We start from the raw sequence: 16462 nt of genomic DNA on the forward strand, positions 1-16462 counted from the left end.
GTGATAATTGTTACCTTTAGGAATTAAAATACATTTCAATTGTTGAGAAACATTTCCTTGCGTTCCCGAATTTTTATCTCCATGATTTTTTGGGTGGTGATTGCATTTGTTTTGATTGCGGCCGTCACAATATACCAATACAGCGAGCAAAATAGGGATTACCATGCCGAACGTATGGAGCGTAAGGAGGAACAGATAAAACAGAGTATTGATCTGGCACTTCAAAAGACTACCTTTCCCGTAACAACAGAAAACTTAGGCCATATTTTCCGTGATGAGATCTATGAGATTGCCTTGGTACAGAATATTAATTTTAATATTTATGATCTCCAAGGCCAACTAATTAAAAGCTCTAGGCCCAAGTTTGAAGTAGATTCCATTTCCACATGTTTGGATGCAGAGGTGTTGAACAATTTGGCTTCCTCGCCCAACAAAAGGTACGTGGAACAAAAATCGGCCGCAGGCTATAGTTATCAGGCGTCCTATACCTACATAAGCGACAAAAGATTTAAGAATGTGGGGATTTTGAACCTGCCATATTTTGAGGATAACTCATTTAACGACAAGGAATTAAAGGAGATATTGTTAAGGCTTACAGGAGCTTATTTACTTTTGATGCTCTTGGCTATTGGTCTTGCTTATTTTATTTCCAAGTATATCACCAGGTCCTTGCAAACCATTTCCGACAGATTAAATCAGACCGACCTTACCAAGAGGAACGAAAAGATTATAGTGGAGAATCCGAGCGAAGAAATTGGGAAATTGATTACCTCGTATAACGAAATGATAGACGAGCTGGAAATTAGTGCTGCAAAACTGGCCAAAGGGGAGAGGGAGCAGGCATGGCGGGAAATGGCAAAACAAGTAGCTCATGAAATTAAAAATCCACTTACGCCTATGCGTCTTAGCGTGCAGAATTTTGAGCGTAAGTTCGACCCGAACGATCCCGACATTATAAAAAAGGTTTCGGAATATTCAAAAACATTGATTCAGCAGATTGATACTATGAGTAGTATCGCCTCTGCTTTTTCCAACTTTGCCAATATGCCTGCCCAGCAGAACGAGACCCTGAATGTGGTGAAGATCGTAAAAATGGCAGTGGATATTTTTGATGAAAACTATATTCATTTTTCCTCCGAGGAAGAGGAAATAATAGCCAAATTAGATCGTACTCAATTAATAAGGGTAGTTACCAATCTAGTCAAAAATGCCACTCAGGCAATTGTGAATGTTGATGCTCCCAAGGTTTTGGTAACGGTCTCCAAAGATGGGGATTTTGTAAAAATGACCGTGGAGGATAATGGTATGGGAATCCCAATGCAATCAAAGGATAGGGTGTTCGAACCTAAATTTACAACCAAGACCAGCGGAATGGGCCTTGGTCTGGGGATGGTAAAAAATATTGTGGAAACCTACAAAGGAACTATCAACTTTACTTCCGAACCCGGTAAGGGAACCGTTTTTACGGTGCGGTTTCCCATGTCCAATGAAGGCGTAAATATATAAGCCCATATGGACAGTAAAGGCGATATTGAATATTCTGACAATTTGAGATGAAAATTAATTTTAAAGCAATGAAATACGAAAATTTACTTATCACTACAGACAAAGAGGTAGCCATTATTACCATAAATAGGCCTACTAAATTAAATGCCCTTAATAAGGCAACCATTGAAGAACTGCACTTTGCCTTTAAAGATTTGGAAAAGGATAAAAAGGTAAAGGTGATTATATTAACGGGTAGCGGTGAAAAGGCGTTCGTGGCAGGGGCCGATATTTCCGAGTTCGCTAATTTTTCTGAGAAGGAAGGTGGAAAACTTGCCTCAAAAGGGCAAAAACAATTGTTCGATTTCGTAGAAAACCTATCCACACCGGTCATTGCGGCTGTTAACGGATTTGCCTTGGGAGGTGGCTTGGAATTGGCTATGGCCTGTCATTTCAGGGTGGCCAGCCATAATGCAAGAATGGGCCTTCCCGAGGTTTCCCTAGGTGTTATACCGGGCTATGGGGGTACACAGAGACTGCCACAGCTTATAGGGAAGGGAAGGGCCATGGAAATGATCTTAACAGCGGGCATGATCGATGCTTCCAAAGCATTGGAGTTCGGTTTGGTCAACTATGTGGTGGAGCAGGAACATCTTATGGATCTATGTATGAAATTTGCTGGTAAGATATCGAATAATTCACCTGTAGCCATTAGTTATGCAATAAAAGCGGTAAATGCTGGTTTTAACAATAGTATTAACGGGTTCAAAGCGGAAATAGAGGCTTTTGGCAGTTGTTTTGGTACTTCTGATTTTAAGGAGGGAACCACTGCTTTTTTGGAAAAAAGAAAGGCCAATTTTCCGGGTGCTTAAAAGATACCCTAAATAGCTTGTTATGAATATTGGGAAAAATCTTGTATTACCATGTTTGTTTTTGTCCTTCTTTTTCCTGACTCAGGCCCAGCAATTGCCTGTTAAATATAGTTTCGGGGAAAAATATAACGATAGGTATAAATATTCAAACCTGCTGGAAATTTCGGATGACGGAATGGGAGGTTCTATTTTGGTACGATCCTATTACACCGGTATAATCCTGAAGCCCAAAGGGTATTATATTGAACATTACAATAAGGATTTGGAACTGGTAGGGGAGTATAATTACAAGCTAAAGGGCCTCGACTTTGTTAATGCCTTTGTAAAGAACGGACAACTTAATATCTTGTTCTTGGATTATAATCTTGGCAAGGGTGCCTATGATTATGTAGTGCACAGAAGTCCAATAGACAATTTTAATTTTGTAGAGGAGACCATTCTTTCCATACCCTCCCAGCAAGTAAATGATCCTTTGGACCATAATTACTATAGAAGGAATTTTTCATCAGGTTTTACTACTACGGCTTTTCTTAATGAGGACAAATCCGCTATCGCTATCAGTACCCATTATAAAAAAGGAAAAGAGGAAAAACATTTTGTATATCTCTTTAACAGCAGCTTAAACAAACTTATAGAATATGATTTTTCCGCAGAAATAGAAGAAAAGAACTACGCCTTTGAAAACATGGTTACTTCAAAAGATTTAAACCAAGTCTATCTGGTTGGTAAGGCGTATTATAAAAAGAAGCGTTTCGCGGCTACGGAACGTAAATTTCAATACGAATTATTGAAGGTTGCCAAGAATGGGGCCATTACAAAGACTTTTGATGACCCTGGTAAATTTTCTGAAGCCCTAAAACCCATTATTGTAAACGATAAATTAATCTGCGTTGGATTTTATGCAGATAGAAAGGATAATAGATATAATGGTTTGGCCTATTTTGAACTGGATAGGAACTCCTTAGGCATCAAGGCAAAGAAATACAATGCGTTTTCACAACAGTTTATGGACGACAAGTTTGGTAGGGAAGGCGATACGGAAATCAAAAATTTGGTCTTTAAGAATGTCAGCATTACCGAGGATAATTCCATTCTTTTTAATGCGGAGGAATATTTTGTTACCTCCAGTGTGCAGCAGGACCCAACCGGTTCCCGGGTAAAAATAGAAAGGTTTCATTACAACGATATTGTCAGTGCCAAATTAAATTCGGAAGGAGATATCATATGGGCAAGAAATATTAATAAGTCGGAGGTGACCCAGGGAGATGGTGCGTACGCGTCATACAGTTCTTGTGCCAATGGTGACAATACTTATTATTTGATCAGCACGGCATCAGAAAATCCACAATTGTTAAGTGGTGAAAGGCTAGTGTTTAAGCAAGGCCTAAGCCGTAACAGAAATGTATTTATGATCCAATTGGACAAGGAGGGGAAGATAAGCTATGAAAAGGTAATAGATGATCACGAAGCACGCCTTCCGTTAATGGTTTCCATGCCGTTAATAGACAAGGAAAACAGTAATATGCTTTATTATGCCAAAAGGGGATCTAAAAAACAATTGGTAAAAGTAGAGATCAACACCCCATAAAGACCCTAGGATCAGGGTTGCCATCCCGAATATCTTAATATACTATGGTTCCAGGGTCATTGGTTTATTGTCAAAACTGGAGTAACGCTTTGCGCCAGGGGGCAAGGGGCCTCTAACCTGTTGCCAATAATCTGTTCCGTATTCCTTATCTATGCCCAAGTATAAACTATCCAGTTGTTCTCCGGTAGGTTCAGTGGATCCGAGTTTTCTATAAAAATCACCAATCTTTTTTGCTATCTGTCCTTTTTCTGATTGCTGGTAAGCGGCCAATTCTGCGACTGACTTTTCAAATTCGGCTTTGGTCATGGGCATCAAAGGTGGTTGGGAAAGGCTTTTGGCCAATTCAGGATTTGTGTCCATCAAGGAGGAATTTATGGAATCCCGTGGGTGCAATATAATGCTTCCTTCCAATAAGTTGTATTTATCAATAATAGCTTGGGCTTCTTCAATGGTAAAATTGGTGCCATCGTCCACATCCTTTTCTTGTTGGGCAAATAAATTATAACAGGTGGAAATAAATAATACTATTATAAATCTGGTTGATCTAGGTTTCATCTGCACAAAATTTATGACAACAATATAGTTATTTAGATAGATTCAACGATTATTATTAAAAATGTCTTGGAGGATTAAATTCCATTTCGAAGTGTATAAATTAACGTTTTTTGAGTCAGTAATTGGATAAATTCCATAAATTTGGAATAAATCCATTTATTTTGAAACCAAATAATTATATCAAGGGTCGTGGTGCCCAACAAAATACGAACAATAGGTTTGCCGAATTCTCCAATGAATTAAGGGACGATTTTTTGGAATTCTGCCGTATTGAAGGGGAAATATCGGATCGTAACAAGACCCAGTACCTTCCCATCTTTCCAAAGACGATTGTAAACAAAGTAGATAGTCCCGATGTGGGCATGAATTATTCCCTGAATCCTTATCAGGGTTGCGAACATGGATGTATTTATTGTTATGCTAGAAATACCCATGAATATTGGGGTTATAGTGCTGGACTCGATTTTGAACGCAAGATTTTGGTCAAAAAGGACGCGCCGGCCTTATTGGAGGCTAAATTGAAAAGCCGAAGTTGGAAGGCTGCTACCATTGTCCTATCGGGCAATACGGACTGTTACCAACCGGCAGAACATCAATTCAGGATTACCAGGGCTTGTTTGGAAGTGTTTCTAAAATACCGGCATCCGGTAGGCATTATTACCAAAAATGTGCTGGTATTAAGAGATTTGGATATCCTGACTCAATTGGCGGCGGATAATTTGATAGGGGTAAATATTTCTGTAACCTCCTTGTCCGAAGAAACCCGGCGCATCTTGGAGCCTAGGACCGCTACTATTAAAAAGCGTTTGGAGACCATCCGCCATTTGTCCGAAAATCATATTCCCGTAAATGCAATGTTGGCCCCTATTATACCTGGGATAAACAGTCATGAAATTCTTAATTTGGCCAAAGCCGTTTCTGATGCAGGGGCTCTTTCCTTTGGGTTCACCGTGGTTAGGCTTAATGGTGCCATAGGCCAAATATTTGAGGATTGGATAAGAAAGACATTGCCCGACAGGGCCAATAAAGTATTGCAGCAGATAGCGGACTGCCATGGAGGTTCCCTAAACGACAGTCGATTTGGTATACGTAATAGAGGCGAAGGCAAAATTGCACAGCAAATTAAGGATATGGCTCATTTGGCGCGACAAAAATATTTTAAGGACAAAGTCTTTCCAAATCTTAATGCAGGCCTTTATGAAAGCTATAAGGGAGGTCAGTTAAAGTTATTTTAGTACATCGGCTTTGTTTATCCCGAGGATTACATTGGATACAAGGATTTGTTTGGATCAAAGCCGTATAAATAGTCGATTAAAAATATACTGAAAGGTATTTGTCAGAAAAATTAGGCATTACCGTTCCATTCCTTATAGAATTGCTCTAGATATTCCAACATGAATTGGTGCCTTTTTTCAGCTAGTTTCTTGCCAGATTCCGTATTCATCTTGTCTTTTAAGAGAAGTAATTTTTCATAAAAATGATTTATAGAAGGTGCCTTGGATTTTTTGTACTCCTCCTTGGTCATTTGTAGGTTGGGAGCAATTTCGGGGTTATAAAGTTCCCTGTTCTTAAATCCGCCATAGTTAAAGGCACGGGCAATTCCAATGGCGCCAATGGCATCTAAACGATCGGCATCCTGTACCACCTGCAGTTCTTTGGAAGTAAAAAGCGTTTTTGAGTCCAAGCTGGATTTATAGGAGATGTTTTCAATAATTTTTACCACATGGTCCACTATCTTTTTATCTACCCCTAAGGAGGTTAGGAATTCATATGCCATTTTTGGCCCAACGGTTTCGTCCCCTCCATTAAACTTTGCATCTGCAATATCGTGCAGCAGTGCCCCCAAACTAACTACAAGCACATCTACCTTTTCATCTTTGGCTATAAGAAGGGTATTCTTAAAGACCCGTTGGATATGAAACCAATCATGCCCACCTTCAGCTCCCTTCAGCGTTTCTTTCACGAAAGCAATAGTTTCTTCTATAATCTGCGTATTGGTCATGCGGATGGAGTTATGGCCTGGGTTATGGTTTTTTCAACTTTTTCAATGAGCACCTCCGAATCTCCGGTATTTTCCATTGGTTTGTGCACCTGGAAAGTAATATGGTTACAAAGTCCATAGGGAAATTTACCATATTTCAACATTTTCCAGGAATTGTTGATGCTAATTGGGATAATTAGAGCGGAAGGTGCCTTTTTTAGAAGAACCTTTAATCCGGTGGTGTGGAATTTTTTGGGTTGTCCGGTCTTACTTCTGGTGCCCTCAGGGAATATTACGGCTGAACGTTTATGCTTTTCAATATAACTCCCCAATTTTGCTATTTCGGTTAAGGACTGCCTACTATCCTTTCTATTTATGAGTACCGAACCGCCATGCCTAAGGTTATAAGACACGCTTGGTATTCCTTTGCCCAATTCCATCTTACTCACAAATTTGGGGTGATGTTTTCGCATGTGCCAAATAATAGGGGGAATATCATGCATACTTTGATGGTTGAGCACAATAATGGCCGGTCTATCTGTTGGTATATTTTGTGGATTGTTAAAGGTATAACGGGTGCCAAGCACATGGGTACAGCGCAGCAGGCAGAGGTTCAACAGGGCCACACTTTTTCTGTGGGCGTTATAGCCGAACCAATTGAAGCAAACCCATTGAACGGGATGGAACACAAGCAATGTTAACCCAAATAATATGAGATAAAGGGCCGACAAGGGAAATGCCAATACTTTTTGCATGCTACAAAAATAAAAAACCGCTCTTTTACAAAGCGGTTTCATTCAAGAATATTTACTGAATATTAATGGGGTAATACCACATTAACAAAATTCATTGTAAGCTTCCATTAAATTCTCTGCAATTACCTCTGCAGGCCTACCTTCAATATGATGACGTTCTATCATATGTACCAGTTCCCCGTCCTTGAACAATGCCATACTGGGCGAAGATGGTGGGAAAGGAACCATTGCATTCCTTGCGGCATTCACAGCCTCAGTGTCTACACCGGCAAAAACGGTCACCAAATGGTTTGGCTTTTTTGAATTCTGAAGGCTCATTTTGGCTGCAGGTCTTGCATTGGCAGCGGCACAACCGCAAACCGAATTGACCACTACCAAGGTAGTTCCTTCCTTACTAAGGGCACTTTCAACCGCATCGGCTGTATATAGTTCTTCAAAACCCGCTACTGCTAGGTCTTGTCTCATAGGTTTTACTAATTCTGCAGGATACATAGTATATATTTTTATTCGATTATTGATAAAGTTTTCAAAGATAACCATTTTAGGGCATCCTAACTAAATACCTTAACTTTTCATTAAACCTTCTATTGTACCTTAAAATTATATCTTTGCCAAAATTTGAAATAAAGATGATTAAATGGTTTGCCGCAATATTGGGGTATTATGTCTTTAGGTTCCCTGGGGCTATACTGGGATTTATTATTGGTAGCTTTTTCGATAATTTGAAAAGCTCTGGCAGTGGGGGAGGCCGTTCTGTTTTTAGGGATATTACACAGCAGAATGTATCTCCGGCAGATTTTGAGATCAATTTGCTCTCCCTTTGTTCCATTGTCATAAAGGCCGATGGTTCCGTTAGCCAGACCGAAATGGATTATGTGAGGCGATATTTTGTCAGCACCTATGGCAAGGATAAGGCCAATGCCATTTTTAGGACCTTTAATGAGGTTGTTAAAAAAAGGGAAGTCTCTGCAGAACGTATATGCAACTATCTAAATCAGCGTACTAGATATGAGGTAAGGCTTCAATTATTGCATTTTTTGTTTGGAATAGCCCAAGCGGATGGCACTTTGCGCCAAGCGGAAATCGATAAAATTTCGGAAATAGCAGGATATTTCAGGGTGAGCCATATCGATTTTGAAAGTATTAAGGCCATGTTCATCAAATCGGCCGATAATGCCTACAAAATATTGGAAATTGAAAAATCGGTGACCGACGAGGAAGTTAAAAAGGCCTATAGGACCATGGCCAAAAAGTATCATCCGGATAGGGTAAATACCGAAAACGAAGCTATTAAAAAAGGGGCCGAGGAGAAGTTCAAGGAAGTGCAGAAAGCCTACGAGATTATTCAACAAGAAAGAGGTCTTTAAGACACTAATTAAATAAATCTAAATTTTATTCTGGACTATGGGGAATTTTTGGTTTTACATTCAGATGGGATTGGAGCATGTTTTGGATTTGGATGCTTATGACCATATTTTGTTCTTGGCAGCCCTAGCAGTTCCATTTACCTTTGCACACTGGAAAAAAATATTGGTGCTTGCCACTATTTTTACAATTGCCCATTGCGCTTCCCTTGCTCTTTCGGTGTATGGGATATTGCTAGTTGACGTTGGGTTGATAGAGTTTCTTATTCCTATTACTATTTTCTTTACTGCCATACACAATCTATTCCATGCCAATAAACCCGCAGAACATAGGGATATGGTCCTTTATAGTGTAGCAACCGGATTTTTTGGCCTAGTTCATGGTTTTGGGTTCTCCAATTACTTTAAGATGTTGATGGCCGAGGAAGAGGAAAAAATCTCCCCCTTATTGGGTTTTGCGACCGGGATAGAATTTTCCCAAATATTAATTCTACTGGCGGTATTGTGCGCCAATTATATTGTAAGATCTTTATTTGCGGTGAAACAAACGCTTTTTACTCAGGTAATGTCGATTATTATCCTAATTATTACAATACCTATGTTGTTTGCAACGTTTCCATGGTAGAGTTTAGCTAAATCTTAACCTTTTAGGATTGTATGGGTTATGGGTAGCGGCTATCTTGGTAAGGAAAAGTTATTTTATTCCCAATTCGCTAATATTTTCAATAAAAAGTTCCCTTACCTTTGCATAAGCAAACCATTGGGTTGGCCACTAAGGGGTCTAGAGACATTTTAAAAGGGAAATAGGCTCATGAATTAATGGGAAAAATCAACGGATGAAGGAACGTAAACAGGAAAAGTACGATAAGGCGTACTTGCGAATGGCCAGTGAATGGGGCAAACTCTCCTTTTGCAAACGCAAGCAGGTAGGGGCAATAATCGTGAAGGATAGGATGATAATTTCTGACGGTTACAATGGGACTCCAACCGGATTTGAAAATATTTGCGAGGATGAAGAAGGATATACCAAATGGTATGTTCTTCATGCCGAAGCCAATGCCATATCCAAAGTAGCCTCTTCCACTCAGTCCTGCGAGGGTGCCACCTTGTATATAACATTGTCTCCTTGCAAGGAATGTAGTAAATTAATACATCAGTCTGGCATAAAACGTGTAGTATATCAGACAGCTTATAAAGATAACTCTGGGTTGCAATTTCTTGAAAAAGCCGGAGTGCAGCTCGTACACATGCCCAGCATTGTGAACGTGTAAATGCCATTTGAATCATGAAAAGAAAAAATTCCTACATATGGCCTACAATAATTGCCCTGGCTTTGGCCGCGGGTATATTCGTGGGTGGAAAATTGAATTTCAATGATTCTCCTGAGAAGCTTTTCACTACCAATTCTAAAAAGGACAAACTTAATAGACTAATAGATTATATAGATTACGAGTATGTAGATGACATCAATACGGATAGTATTGTAGATGTCACTGTAAACAATATTTTGGAGAAATTGGATCCACATTCAGTCTACATCCCGAAGCAGGAGATGGATAAGGTCTCCGAGAATATGAAAGGTGATTTTGTGGGGATAGGCGTTAATTTCTATATGTATAAAGATACTATTTCCGTAATTAGGACTATCGAGGACGGGCCAAGTTTTCTTAAGGGCCTGCAAGCTGGAGACAGGATATTAATGGCGGATAACGATACTTTGTTCGGAGAGAATATCCCCAATAATCTGGTTGTTGAAAAGCTAAAGGGCAAAAAGGGATCCCCGGTAAGATTACAGGTATATAGGAAGGACGACAATAGGACCTTCAGTGTAAATATCAAAAGGGATGTGGTTCCCATAAAAAGTGTAGAGGCCTACTATATGCTCACCAAGGATATGGGCTATATCAAAGTAAATCGTTTTGCCGAATCAACTTATAAAGAATTTAAGGCGGCCTTAAGGAAATTGGAGGCCCAAGGGGCAAAGAAATTAACCTTGGATCTTAGGGATAACCCTGGCGGATATCTGGGGATTGCCGAACAAATGGCAGATGAATTTCTGGCCGACGGAAAATTGATATTATTCACCAAAAACAAAAAGGGCAAGATAGATAAGGTCTTTGCCACCAAGAAGGGCGATTTTGAGGATAAGCCGGTGTACGTATTAATTAATGAGCGTTCCGCCTCTGCCAGCGAGATCATAGCCGGATCCTTACAGGATAATGATATAGGCACTATTGTTGGGCGTAGGTCCTTTGGCAAGGGTCTGGTGCAGCGCGAAATGGATTTAGGGGACGGTTCTGCCGTACGCTTAACCGTATCCCGATATTATACCCCCACTGGACGTTCCATTCAGAAATCTTACGACAAGGGGAACAAGGATTATTATCAGAAATTTACCGATCGCTTCCATAACGGGGAACTGATTTCGGTAGACAGTATTAAAGTGGCCGATTCGCTAAAGTTTAAGACTCCAAATGGCAAGGTGGTCTATGGTGGTGGAGGTATTATCCCTGATGTATTTGTGCCCATTGGCTCCAATGAATCGGAGTATTTTGAGAGCATGGAAAGTTTGGGCTTCCTGTCCTATTTTGTATTTGAGCATTTGGATGGCAACAGGGCCCAGTATAAAGGGTATTCCAAGGAAGAATTTATAAATAACTTTAGGGTAGATGATATCCTTTTCGAGGTCTTTATAGATTATTGTCTGGCTAGAAATATTAAGTTGGATTTCTATGCTTTCGAGGATAAGATAAAACTATATATTAAGGCCACCTTGGCAGAACAATTGTTCGATCCCAATGTCTATGCCAAAATAAAAAGTGGCGGGGATGATATGTTGAAGAAGGTGCTGGAATTGGATAAACCAACTATTAGGCAACAGGGAGCGGATAAAATTGAAGCCACTAACTAATCCTGCTCAATTTTTTTCTGGATTTTTTTAGAAGTACTATAAATCAGTAAAAGTACTATGGCACATAGGGCGGCCAATATTCCTATTAAGGCAATTATGCTATTTCCTTGAAAAGGATTCTTAAAATCCACCAAGGTTACATTATAGGCTATTAGGCCCAATCCAAGTACAATAAGTATTACTATTACAATTTTGTTCATCTGATCGATTGCTTAAAAGATTAAAATAACTGGTTGATATTAGAGGTAAATAGCTTCACAGCGATGGCCAAAAGAATAACACCAAATATTTTTCGGATTACATTAAGTCCGTTTTTGCCTAAAATATGCTCTATTCTTCTAGAGGACTTCAGTACAAAGTATACAAAAATAACATTTATAACTATGGCAACAATGATATTCTCCACGTAGTATTCGGCCCTTAATGAAAGTAAGGTGGTTACTGTACCGGCACCGGCAATTAAGGGGAATGCAATAGGTACTATGGAGGCGCTTTCGGGTTGATCGTCCCTGTACAAGGTAATTCCCAAAATCATTTCTATGGCCAAAAAGAAGATTACAAAAGACCCGGCGACGGCAAAAGAGTTGACATCGATCCCTATTAGATTTAGAATTTCCTCCCCAACAAACAAAAAGGCCACCATTATACAGGCCGAAACAACAGACGCTTTCCCAGATTGGATATGTCCTACTTTGTTCCTTAGGGATATGATGATGGGGATGCTCCCTATTATATCTATTACTGCAAAAAGAACCATACTGGCAGTAACTATTTCCCGAAAATTAAAATTGAATTCCATAATCAAAAAAATATAATCCTAGTTTCTAACATACGTGTTTCGCCTTTTCTCGCTAAGACGCGGCAAATTTACGTTTAATTAGGGGTATTTGGATTTATTTAAAGGAAAATATATCCCTTAAAGAATTATATTTGTTGCCTAATAAAATGGTATGTTCCAACTGGGAAAAACAATAGTATCGGAGGAAATTATTGAGAACGATTTCGTTTGTAATTTAAGTGCCTGTAAAGGGGCGTGTTGTGTTGATGGTGAAGCCGGAGCTCCCCTTGAAGATAAGGAAACGGAGATTTTGGTGGACATCTATAGCAAGGTAAAACCGTTTTTACGGCCCGAAGGTATTGCTGAAATAGAAAAGCAGGGAGCCTTTATTCGCGGAGAGGATGGTGAATGGGAAACGCCCTTGGTGAATGGCAGTGAATGTGCTTATGTTGTTTTTGATGACAAAGGAATTACAAAATGCGGCCTGGAAGAGGCATATAATCAAGGCGCTACCAAATGGAAAAAGCCTGTTTCCTGTCATTTATACCCCATACGCGTACGCGAGTATTCGGAACTTACAGCAGTGAATTATCATAAATGGGAAATTTGTGACCCTGCATGTTCCTTGGGCAATGAGCTTAAGGTGCCAATTTACAAATTTGTAAAGGAGGCCTTGATTCGCAAGTTTGGAAAAAAATGGTATGCAGAATTGGAGCAAATTGCATTAGAGCATACTAATGGGTAGGGATGTGTAGTACCACTTTGGTGCCCAAGGCCACATTATTGGAATCATACAAGTCTATTATTTCTACCTGAAAGGAATTTTCGAAGTCTTTGGAGAAATTGGCCAATCTTTCCTTGGTAATATCGATGCCTATGGATTTTCGCTTTAAAATCTTGCTTTCCTTTATTCTTTCGGAGGCCTCCCTCCCAACACCGTTATCGGTGATGCTTATTTGAATGAATTTCTCATTTTCCCGGCTTACGTGCAAATGGATCTTTTTTTCTCCTTCTTTTGAGGAAAGCCCGTGCCAGAGCGCATTTTCCAGAAATGGTTGTAGAATTAACGAAGGTATCTTAACCGTATGCTCATCAATGGATTCGTCTACCCGTACTGTAAAATTTATCTCGTGCGAAAATCTAATATTTTCAATGTTCATGTATAGGTCGATGGTCTCCAGTTCATCGGCCAGGGATATTTCTTTTAATGAGGAAGCTTCAAGAATTTTGCGGACCAACTTGGAAAATTTATTAAGATAATGTACCGCATTCTTCTTTTCATTATTAATGATATATAGTTTAATTGAATTTAGGGAATTGAACAAAAAATGTGGGTTCATCTGGCTGCGCAACATACTTTGCTCCAACGTTAGGATCTGTTTTTCATTTTTTAGCTCTTTCTGTCTATATAGTATGTAAAGTATAAAGGTTAAAAGGGCCATCCCCAATGCTCCAATGATCAAGGTATTTGTTTTCTTGCGTAGCCGTAGGTTCATGAATTCGTTTTCCCTGGCCAAGGCCTCTATTTGATTGGTTTTTTTTTCGGTTTCATATTTTATGATCAAATCGTTGATATAACGGCGATTGACCTCACTATTAATTTCTTCGTTAAATTTTTCCGCCATTTGGTAGTACTCCAAGGCATTTTGGTATTCCCCTTCGTAGGTATATAATTTGGATAGGTAATTATACGCATGGGCAATATAACTCGGCAAATGATGTTTTTTGGACATTTCCAATCCGGTCACGAGGTATTTTTCCGATTCTGTATATTGTTTTAACTCCATCAGTGCCCAGCCAATGTTGATATTTATGGCAGCTATGATAGACATGTCCCCCAAGGTTTCTGCAGCCAACAGGTTGGGTTCAAGAATTTCCAATGCCTGTGTTAATTTGTTTTGCTTTATGTAGATCTGGGCAATACTATTTTTACAAATAACCCTGCCCTTATCGCTATCAATTTCATTATTGTAATCCAAGGAGGTTCTGTAGTAATGTAGTGCCTCTTCCAATTCACCCTTGTATTCCAGGCATTCCCCAATATTTTGATAGTTAATGGCAAGGCCCAACTTATTTCCAAGCTCCTTTTCCAATGCCATCGACTTCTTAAATTGTGCAATGGCTATATCGTATTGTTTCAGGATGGAATATAGGTTGCCTATGCTGTTTAGGGAAACGTTTATGCTTCGTTTTAGACCGTCGGAAGGATTTTCCTCAGACTCCGCCAATTCCAAAGCTTCCTGATTGTAATCCAAAGCTATTTTAATAGCATCGCTCCTCCTATAAACTACGCCCAACATATTTAAACTGTATACCCGGAATTCTAGGTTGTTGGCGTCCACGGCAGCCTGCAATGCCTTTTCATGGAGTGCAACGGCCTTGGAATAATTGGAAATATCCCTGTATTTTCTCCCAAGCTGGTTTAAGGCGTAAGACTGTCCTATTAAGTATTTTTTTCTGGCAGACTCCATATCAAAAAAGCGCATGTAAGTAGTATCACTTCTTTTGGGCTTTAATATGGAATCCAATTCCTGATAGGTTACCGGGGAAGCCTTTATAAGGCTGTCCGTTATCCTTTTAAATTCTTCTGAAACTTCCTGCGCATTGGCCGGGGAAAGGGAAAGGGTGGTAAAAATTAAAAAAAAAAAGAAACTACCTATATTTAAGAATGGAAGTCGACCAAAGATACAAGTAATTAAGGAGGGAAAATTCATAATGATAGATCATATTAAATCTAGAAAGTCGGACTTTTTTTGTCTTGAAACAGGTATTTTATGGTTGGATTGTAAAATTACGTAACCGTCTGTTTTAAGAAATTCCTTTATTTTATTAAGGTTGATGATAAAGGAATTGTGAATTCTAAAAAAAGTATCCTTGGGCAGTATCTGATTTACCTCCTTCAATTTTTTAGTGAGCAAAATTTTTTGTCCGTCACTTAAAAACAAGGTACTGTAATTACCATCTGATTCTGCAAAAAGGATTTCATCACTTTGTAAAAATAATAATTTCCCGTCTGTATTTATAGTTATCTTTTTTTGAAGTGAATCCGAATTGAATTTCAACAATATTTTCTCCAGCTTTTCCGCAGTATAATTTTTGCTGTTGAACTTTTTTATTTTTGCGATGGTGGCATTTAAATCATCCGTATCTATTGGTTTTAGAAGATAATCTATTGCCTCGTTCTTTAAGGCTTTTATCGCATATTGGTTATAGGCAGTGGTAATGACCACTGGAAATTCCTTGTTCTGTAATTTCTGAATAAATTGAAATCCGTCCATTGTGGGCATTTCTATATCCAGGAACAAACAATCCGGAGGGTATTGTTCCAAATATTTTAACGCCTCAAAAGGATCTGTGAAGGAGGCGACCACTTTAATTTCATCACTAAAGTTGGTCAGCTCCCAAGAAAGACTCTGTAGGGCTTTAATTTCGTCGTCTACTAAAACTGCTTCTAACATAGTATAGGAAAGATACTCAAAATTAGAAATATTGTTGGTTAAGCTTTTAATATTTTGTGTCAATGGAATTGAATTGAGTATAGTTGGTGGTTATTGGATTAAGATTGGGCCTTTGGGGAAAGATGGGCTTAGTCTTATAGTTTTTATGTTGAATAGAAATATAGGCATCTTGAATTTGTCCAATGTCATTTATACAGGAAATTTTACCATTTACACAATTACGGGGTATATGCTCTTACATTTCATATACATTTGGTTAACCAAATAATTCCTACAAGGGAATCATGTTTAACCTAATAGTGCCAAAACGCAAGTGATGAATAAATGTATCGTTTTCTTTATCGTTTTAGTTTTAGTCCTTGTTGTAGCTGTTGTTACGGACAATGAGAGGGCAACTTCACATGAAAACAATTTAGTGGAACATAAGGTTGATACCAATAAAAATAGTTCACTTGTTGAAAATAAGGCAGTAGCAGGCAGACGGTATTAAGAATTTAGTTTTGTACATAATAATCCATAAATTATAAATAATAATCACAAGCATTCAATGACCATAATTATTAATAAGCAAAATTAACTGCCAAAAAAAGTGCGGTCCTGTAGGATTTTTTTAATTACGAACATGTCATTGTTGTGAAATTATCCGAAGGATGTTGATGTAAATTTGAAAAACGCAATCAACTTGTAGGTTTTGGAATTCGCATAGTCTTTAGGT

18 protein-coding genes are annotated in these 16462 nt (G+C 38.8%); 10 read left to right on the top strand and 8 right to left on the bottom strand.

What is annotated here, in order from left to right; genetic code table 11:
* Positions 1–81 precede the first annotated feature (81 nt).
* The 3 genes from KO529_RS09565 to KO529_RS09575 all read left to right on the top strand — a co-directional run bounded on the left by KO529_RS09565 (position 82) and on the right by KO529_RS09575 (position 3945).
* Positions 82–1506, top strand: a complete 1425-nt coding sequence (locus KO529_RS09565) for a sensor histidine kinase (RefSeq protein ID WP_215947973.1) — start codon at positions 82–84, stop codon at positions 1504–1506.
* A 68-nt stretch (positions 1507–1574) separates the two neighbouring features.
* On the top strand, positions 1575–2357 hold the full coding sequence (locus KO529_RS09570; RefSeq protein ID WP_215947675.1) for an enoyl-CoA hydratase/isomerase family protein: 783 nt from the start codon (positions 1575–1577) through the stop codon (positions 2355–2357).
* 22 nt (positions 2358–2379) lie between these two features.
* Positions 2380–3945 carry a hypothetical protein gene (locus KO529_RS09575; protein WP_252734364.1) on the top strand — a complete coding sequence of 522 codons (1566 nt, stop codon included), beginning with the start codon at positions 2380–2382 and terminating at the stop codon, positions 3943–3945.
* A 42-nt stretch (positions 3946–3987) separates the two neighbouring features.
* Here KO529_RS09575 and KO529_RS09580 read toward each other — a convergent pair whose 3' ends face one another.
* Positions 3988–4500, bottom strand: a complete 513-nt coding sequence (locus tag KO529_RS09580) for a hypothetical protein (RefSeq protein WP_215947676.1) — start codon at positions 4498–4500, stop codon at positions 3988–3990.
* A 161-nt stretch (positions 4501–4661) separates the two neighbouring features.
* Between KO529_RS09580 and KO529_RS09585 the strand changes: the two genes are divergently transcribed.
* Positions 4662–5735 carry a PA0069 family radical SAM protein gene (locus tag KO529_RS09585; RefSeq protein ID WP_215947677.1) on the top strand — a complete coding sequence of 358 codons (1074 nt, stop codon included), beginning with the start codon at positions 4662–4664 and terminating at the stop codon, positions 5733–5735.
* 110 nt (positions 5736–5845) lie between these two features.
* Here the strand turns inward: KO529_RS09585 and KO529_RS09590 are convergent, their stop codons facing one another.
* The 3 genes from KO529_RS09590 to KO529_RS09600 form a co-directional block, all read right to left on the bottom strand.
* A complete protein-coding gene (locus KO529_RS09590) occupies positions 5846–6502 on the bottom strand; it encodes an HD domain-containing protein (protein ID WP_215947678.1) in 657 nt (218 codons plus the stop codon).
* Entirely contained in the window at positions 6499–7236 is a 738-nt protein-coding gene (locus KO529_RS09595) for a lysophospholipid acyltransferase family protein (RefSeq protein WP_215947679.1), read from the bottom strand. Before KO529_RS09595 ends, KO529_RS09590 begins: the two co-directional genes overlap by 4 nt.
* 81 nt (positions 7237–7317) lie before the next feature.
* A complete protein-coding gene (locus KO529_RS09600) occupies positions 7318–7728 on the bottom strand; it encodes a BrxA/BrxB family bacilliredoxin (protein ID WP_215947680.1) in 411 nt (136 codons plus the stop codon).
* 137 nt (positions 7729–7865) lie between these two features.
* Here KO529_RS09600 and KO529_RS09605 point away from each other — a divergent pair, with 137 nt between their 5' ends.
* From KO529_RS09605 to KO529_RS09620, 4 genes are all read left to right on the top strand, one after another.
* Entirely contained in the window at positions 7866–8603 is a 738-nt protein-coding gene (locus KO529_RS09605) for a TerB family tellurite resistance protein (RefSeq protein ID WP_215947681.1), read from the top strand.
* Between the two features lie 37 nt (positions 8604–8640).
* On the top strand, positions 8641–9225 hold the full coding sequence (locus KO529_RS09610) for a HupE/UreJ family protein (RefSeq protein WP_215947682.1): 585 nt from the start codon (positions 8641–8643) through the stop codon (positions 9223–9225).
* A 211-nt stretch (positions 9226–9436) separates the two neighbouring features.
* The gene (locus KO529_RS09615) at positions 9437–9871 is read left to right on the top strand and encodes a deoxycytidylate deaminase (protein WP_215947683.1); all 435 of its coding nucleotides are present in this window, start codon (positions 9437–9439) and stop codon (positions 9869–9871) included.
* 14 nt (positions 9872–9885) lie between these two features.
* Positions 9886–11511, top strand: a complete 1626-nt coding sequence (locus KO529_RS09620; RefSeq protein WP_215947684.1) for a S41 family peptidase — start codon at positions 9886–9888, stop codon at positions 11509–11511.
* On the opposite strand, the gene KO529_RS09625 is transcribed toward KO529_RS09620, so the two are convergent.
* Entirely contained in the window at positions 11508–11711 is a 204-nt protein-coding gene (locus tag KO529_RS09625; protein ID WP_215947685.1) for a hypothetical protein, read from the bottom strand. The genes KO529_RS09620 and KO529_RS09625 overlap by 4 nt on opposite strands.
* Before the next feature lie 20 nt (positions 11712–11731).
* Positions 11732–12310: a MarC family protein gene (locus tag KO529_RS09630; protein ID WP_111622910.1), complete on the bottom strand. Its 579-nt coding sequence runs from the start codon at positions 12308–12310 to the stop codon at positions 11732–11734.
* A 151-nt stretch (positions 12311–12461) separates the two neighbouring features.
* Here KO529_RS09630 and KO529_RS09635 point away from each other — a divergent pair, with 151 nt between their 5' ends.
* Entirely contained in the window at positions 12462–13034 is a 573-nt protein-coding gene (locus KO529_RS09635) for a DUF3109 family protein (protein ID WP_215947686.1), read from the top strand.
* Here KO529_RS09635 and KO529_RS09640 read toward each other — a convergent pair.
* Together KO529_RS09640 and KO529_RS09645 are read right to left on the bottom strand one after the other, a co-directional pair.
* Entirely contained in the window at positions 13024–15003 is a 1980-nt protein-coding gene (locus KO529_RS09640; RefSeq protein WP_215947687.1) for a tetratricopeptide repeat-containing sensor histidine kinase, read from the bottom strand. The genes KO529_RS09635 and KO529_RS09640 overlap by 11 nt on opposite strands.
* Positions 15004–15012: 9 nt before the next feature.
* Entirely contained in the window at positions 15013–15747 is a 735-nt protein-coding gene (locus KO529_RS09645) for a LytR/AlgR family response regulator transcription factor (protein ID WP_072859978.1), read from the bottom strand.
* 316 nt (positions 15748–16063) lie between these two features.
* Here KO529_RS09645 and KO529_RS09650 point away from each other — a divergent pair, with 316 nt between their 5' ends.
* Positions 16064–16237: a hypothetical protein gene (locus KO529_RS09650; protein WP_215947688.1), complete on the top strand. Its 174-nt coding sequence runs from the start codon at positions 16064–16066 to the stop codon at positions 16235–16237.
* The last annotated feature ends 225 nt before the right edge of the window (positions 16238–16462 follow it).

The organism is Arenibacter algicola, assembly GCF_018860365.1.
In the GTDB taxonomy this organism is placed as follows: Bacteria; Bacteroidota; Bacteroidia; order Flavobacteriales; family Flavobacteriaceae; genus Arenibacter; species Arenibacter algicola_B.

Excerpts from the sequence above, each read along its gene's own strand:
- KO529_RS09615 (WP_215947683.1), top strand. The coding sequence starts at position 9,437 with ATGAAGGAACGTAAACAGGAAAAGTACGATAAGGCGTACTTGCGAATG.
- KO529_RS09600 (WP_215947680.1), bottom strand. The coding sequence starts at position 7,728 with ATGTATCCTGCAGAATTAGTAAAACCTATGAGACAAGACCTAGCAGTA.
- KO529_RS09595 (WP_215947679.1), bottom strand. The coding sequence starts at position 7,236 with ATGCAAAAAGTATTGGCATTTCCCTTGTCGGCCCTTTATCTCATATTA.
- KO529_RS09645 (WP_072859978.1), bottom strand. The coding sequence starts at position 15,747 with ATGTTAGAAGCAGTTTTAGTAGACGACGAAATTAAAGCCCTACAGAGT.
- KO529_RS09590 (WP_215947678.1), bottom strand. The coding sequence starts at position 6,502 with ATGACCAATACGCAGATTATAGAAGAAACTATTGCTTTCGTGAAAGAA.
- KO529_RS09625 (WP_215947685.1), bottom strand. The coding sequence starts at position 11,711 with ATGAACAAAATTGTAATAGTAATACTTATTGTACTTGGATTGGGCCTA.
- KO529_RS09610 (WP_215947682.1), top strand. The coding sequence starts at position 8,641 with ATGGGGAATTTTTGGTTTTACATTCAGATGGGATTGGAGCATGTTTTG.
- KO529_RS09635 (WP_215947686.1), top strand. The coding sequence starts at position 12,462 with ATGTTCCAACTGGGAAAAACAATAGTATCGGAGGAAATTATTGAGAAC.
- KO529_RS09605 (WP_215947681.1), top strand. The coding sequence starts at position 7,866 with ATGATTAAATGGTTTGCCGCAATATTGGGGTATTATGTCTTTAGGTTC.
- KO529_RS09640 (WP_215947687.1), bottom strand. The coding sequence starts at position 15,003 with ATGAATTTTCCCTCCTTAATTACTTGTATCTTTGGTCGACTTCCATTC.
- KO529_RS09650 (WP_215947688.1), top strand. The coding sequence starts at position 16,064 with ATGAATAAATGTATCGTTTTCTTTATCGTTTTAGTTTTAGTCCTTGTT.
- KO529_RS09630 (WP_111622910.1), bottom strand. The coding sequence starts at position 12,310 with ATGGAATTCAATTTTAATTTTCGGGAAATAGTTACTGCCAGTATGGTT.
- KO529_RS09580 (WP_215947676.1), bottom strand. The coding sequence starts at position 4,500 with ATGAAACCTAGATCAACCAGATTTATAATAGTATTATTTATTTCCACC.
- KO529_RS09570 (WP_215947675.1), top strand. The coding sequence starts at position 1,575 with ATGAAATACGAAAATTTACTTATCACTACAGACAAAGAGGTAGCCATT.
- KO529_RS09565 (WP_215947973.1), top strand. The coding sequence starts at position 82 with ATGATTTTTTGGGTGGTGATTGCATTTGTTTTGATTGCGGCCGTCACA.
- KO529_RS09620 (WP_215947684.1), top strand. The coding sequence starts at position 9,886 with ATGAAAAGAAAAAATTCCTACATATGGCCTACAATAATTGCCCTGGCT.
- KO529_RS09575 (WP_252734364.1), top strand. The coding sequence starts at position 2,380 with ATGAATATTGGGAAAAATCTTGTATTACCATGTTTGTTTTTGTCCTTC.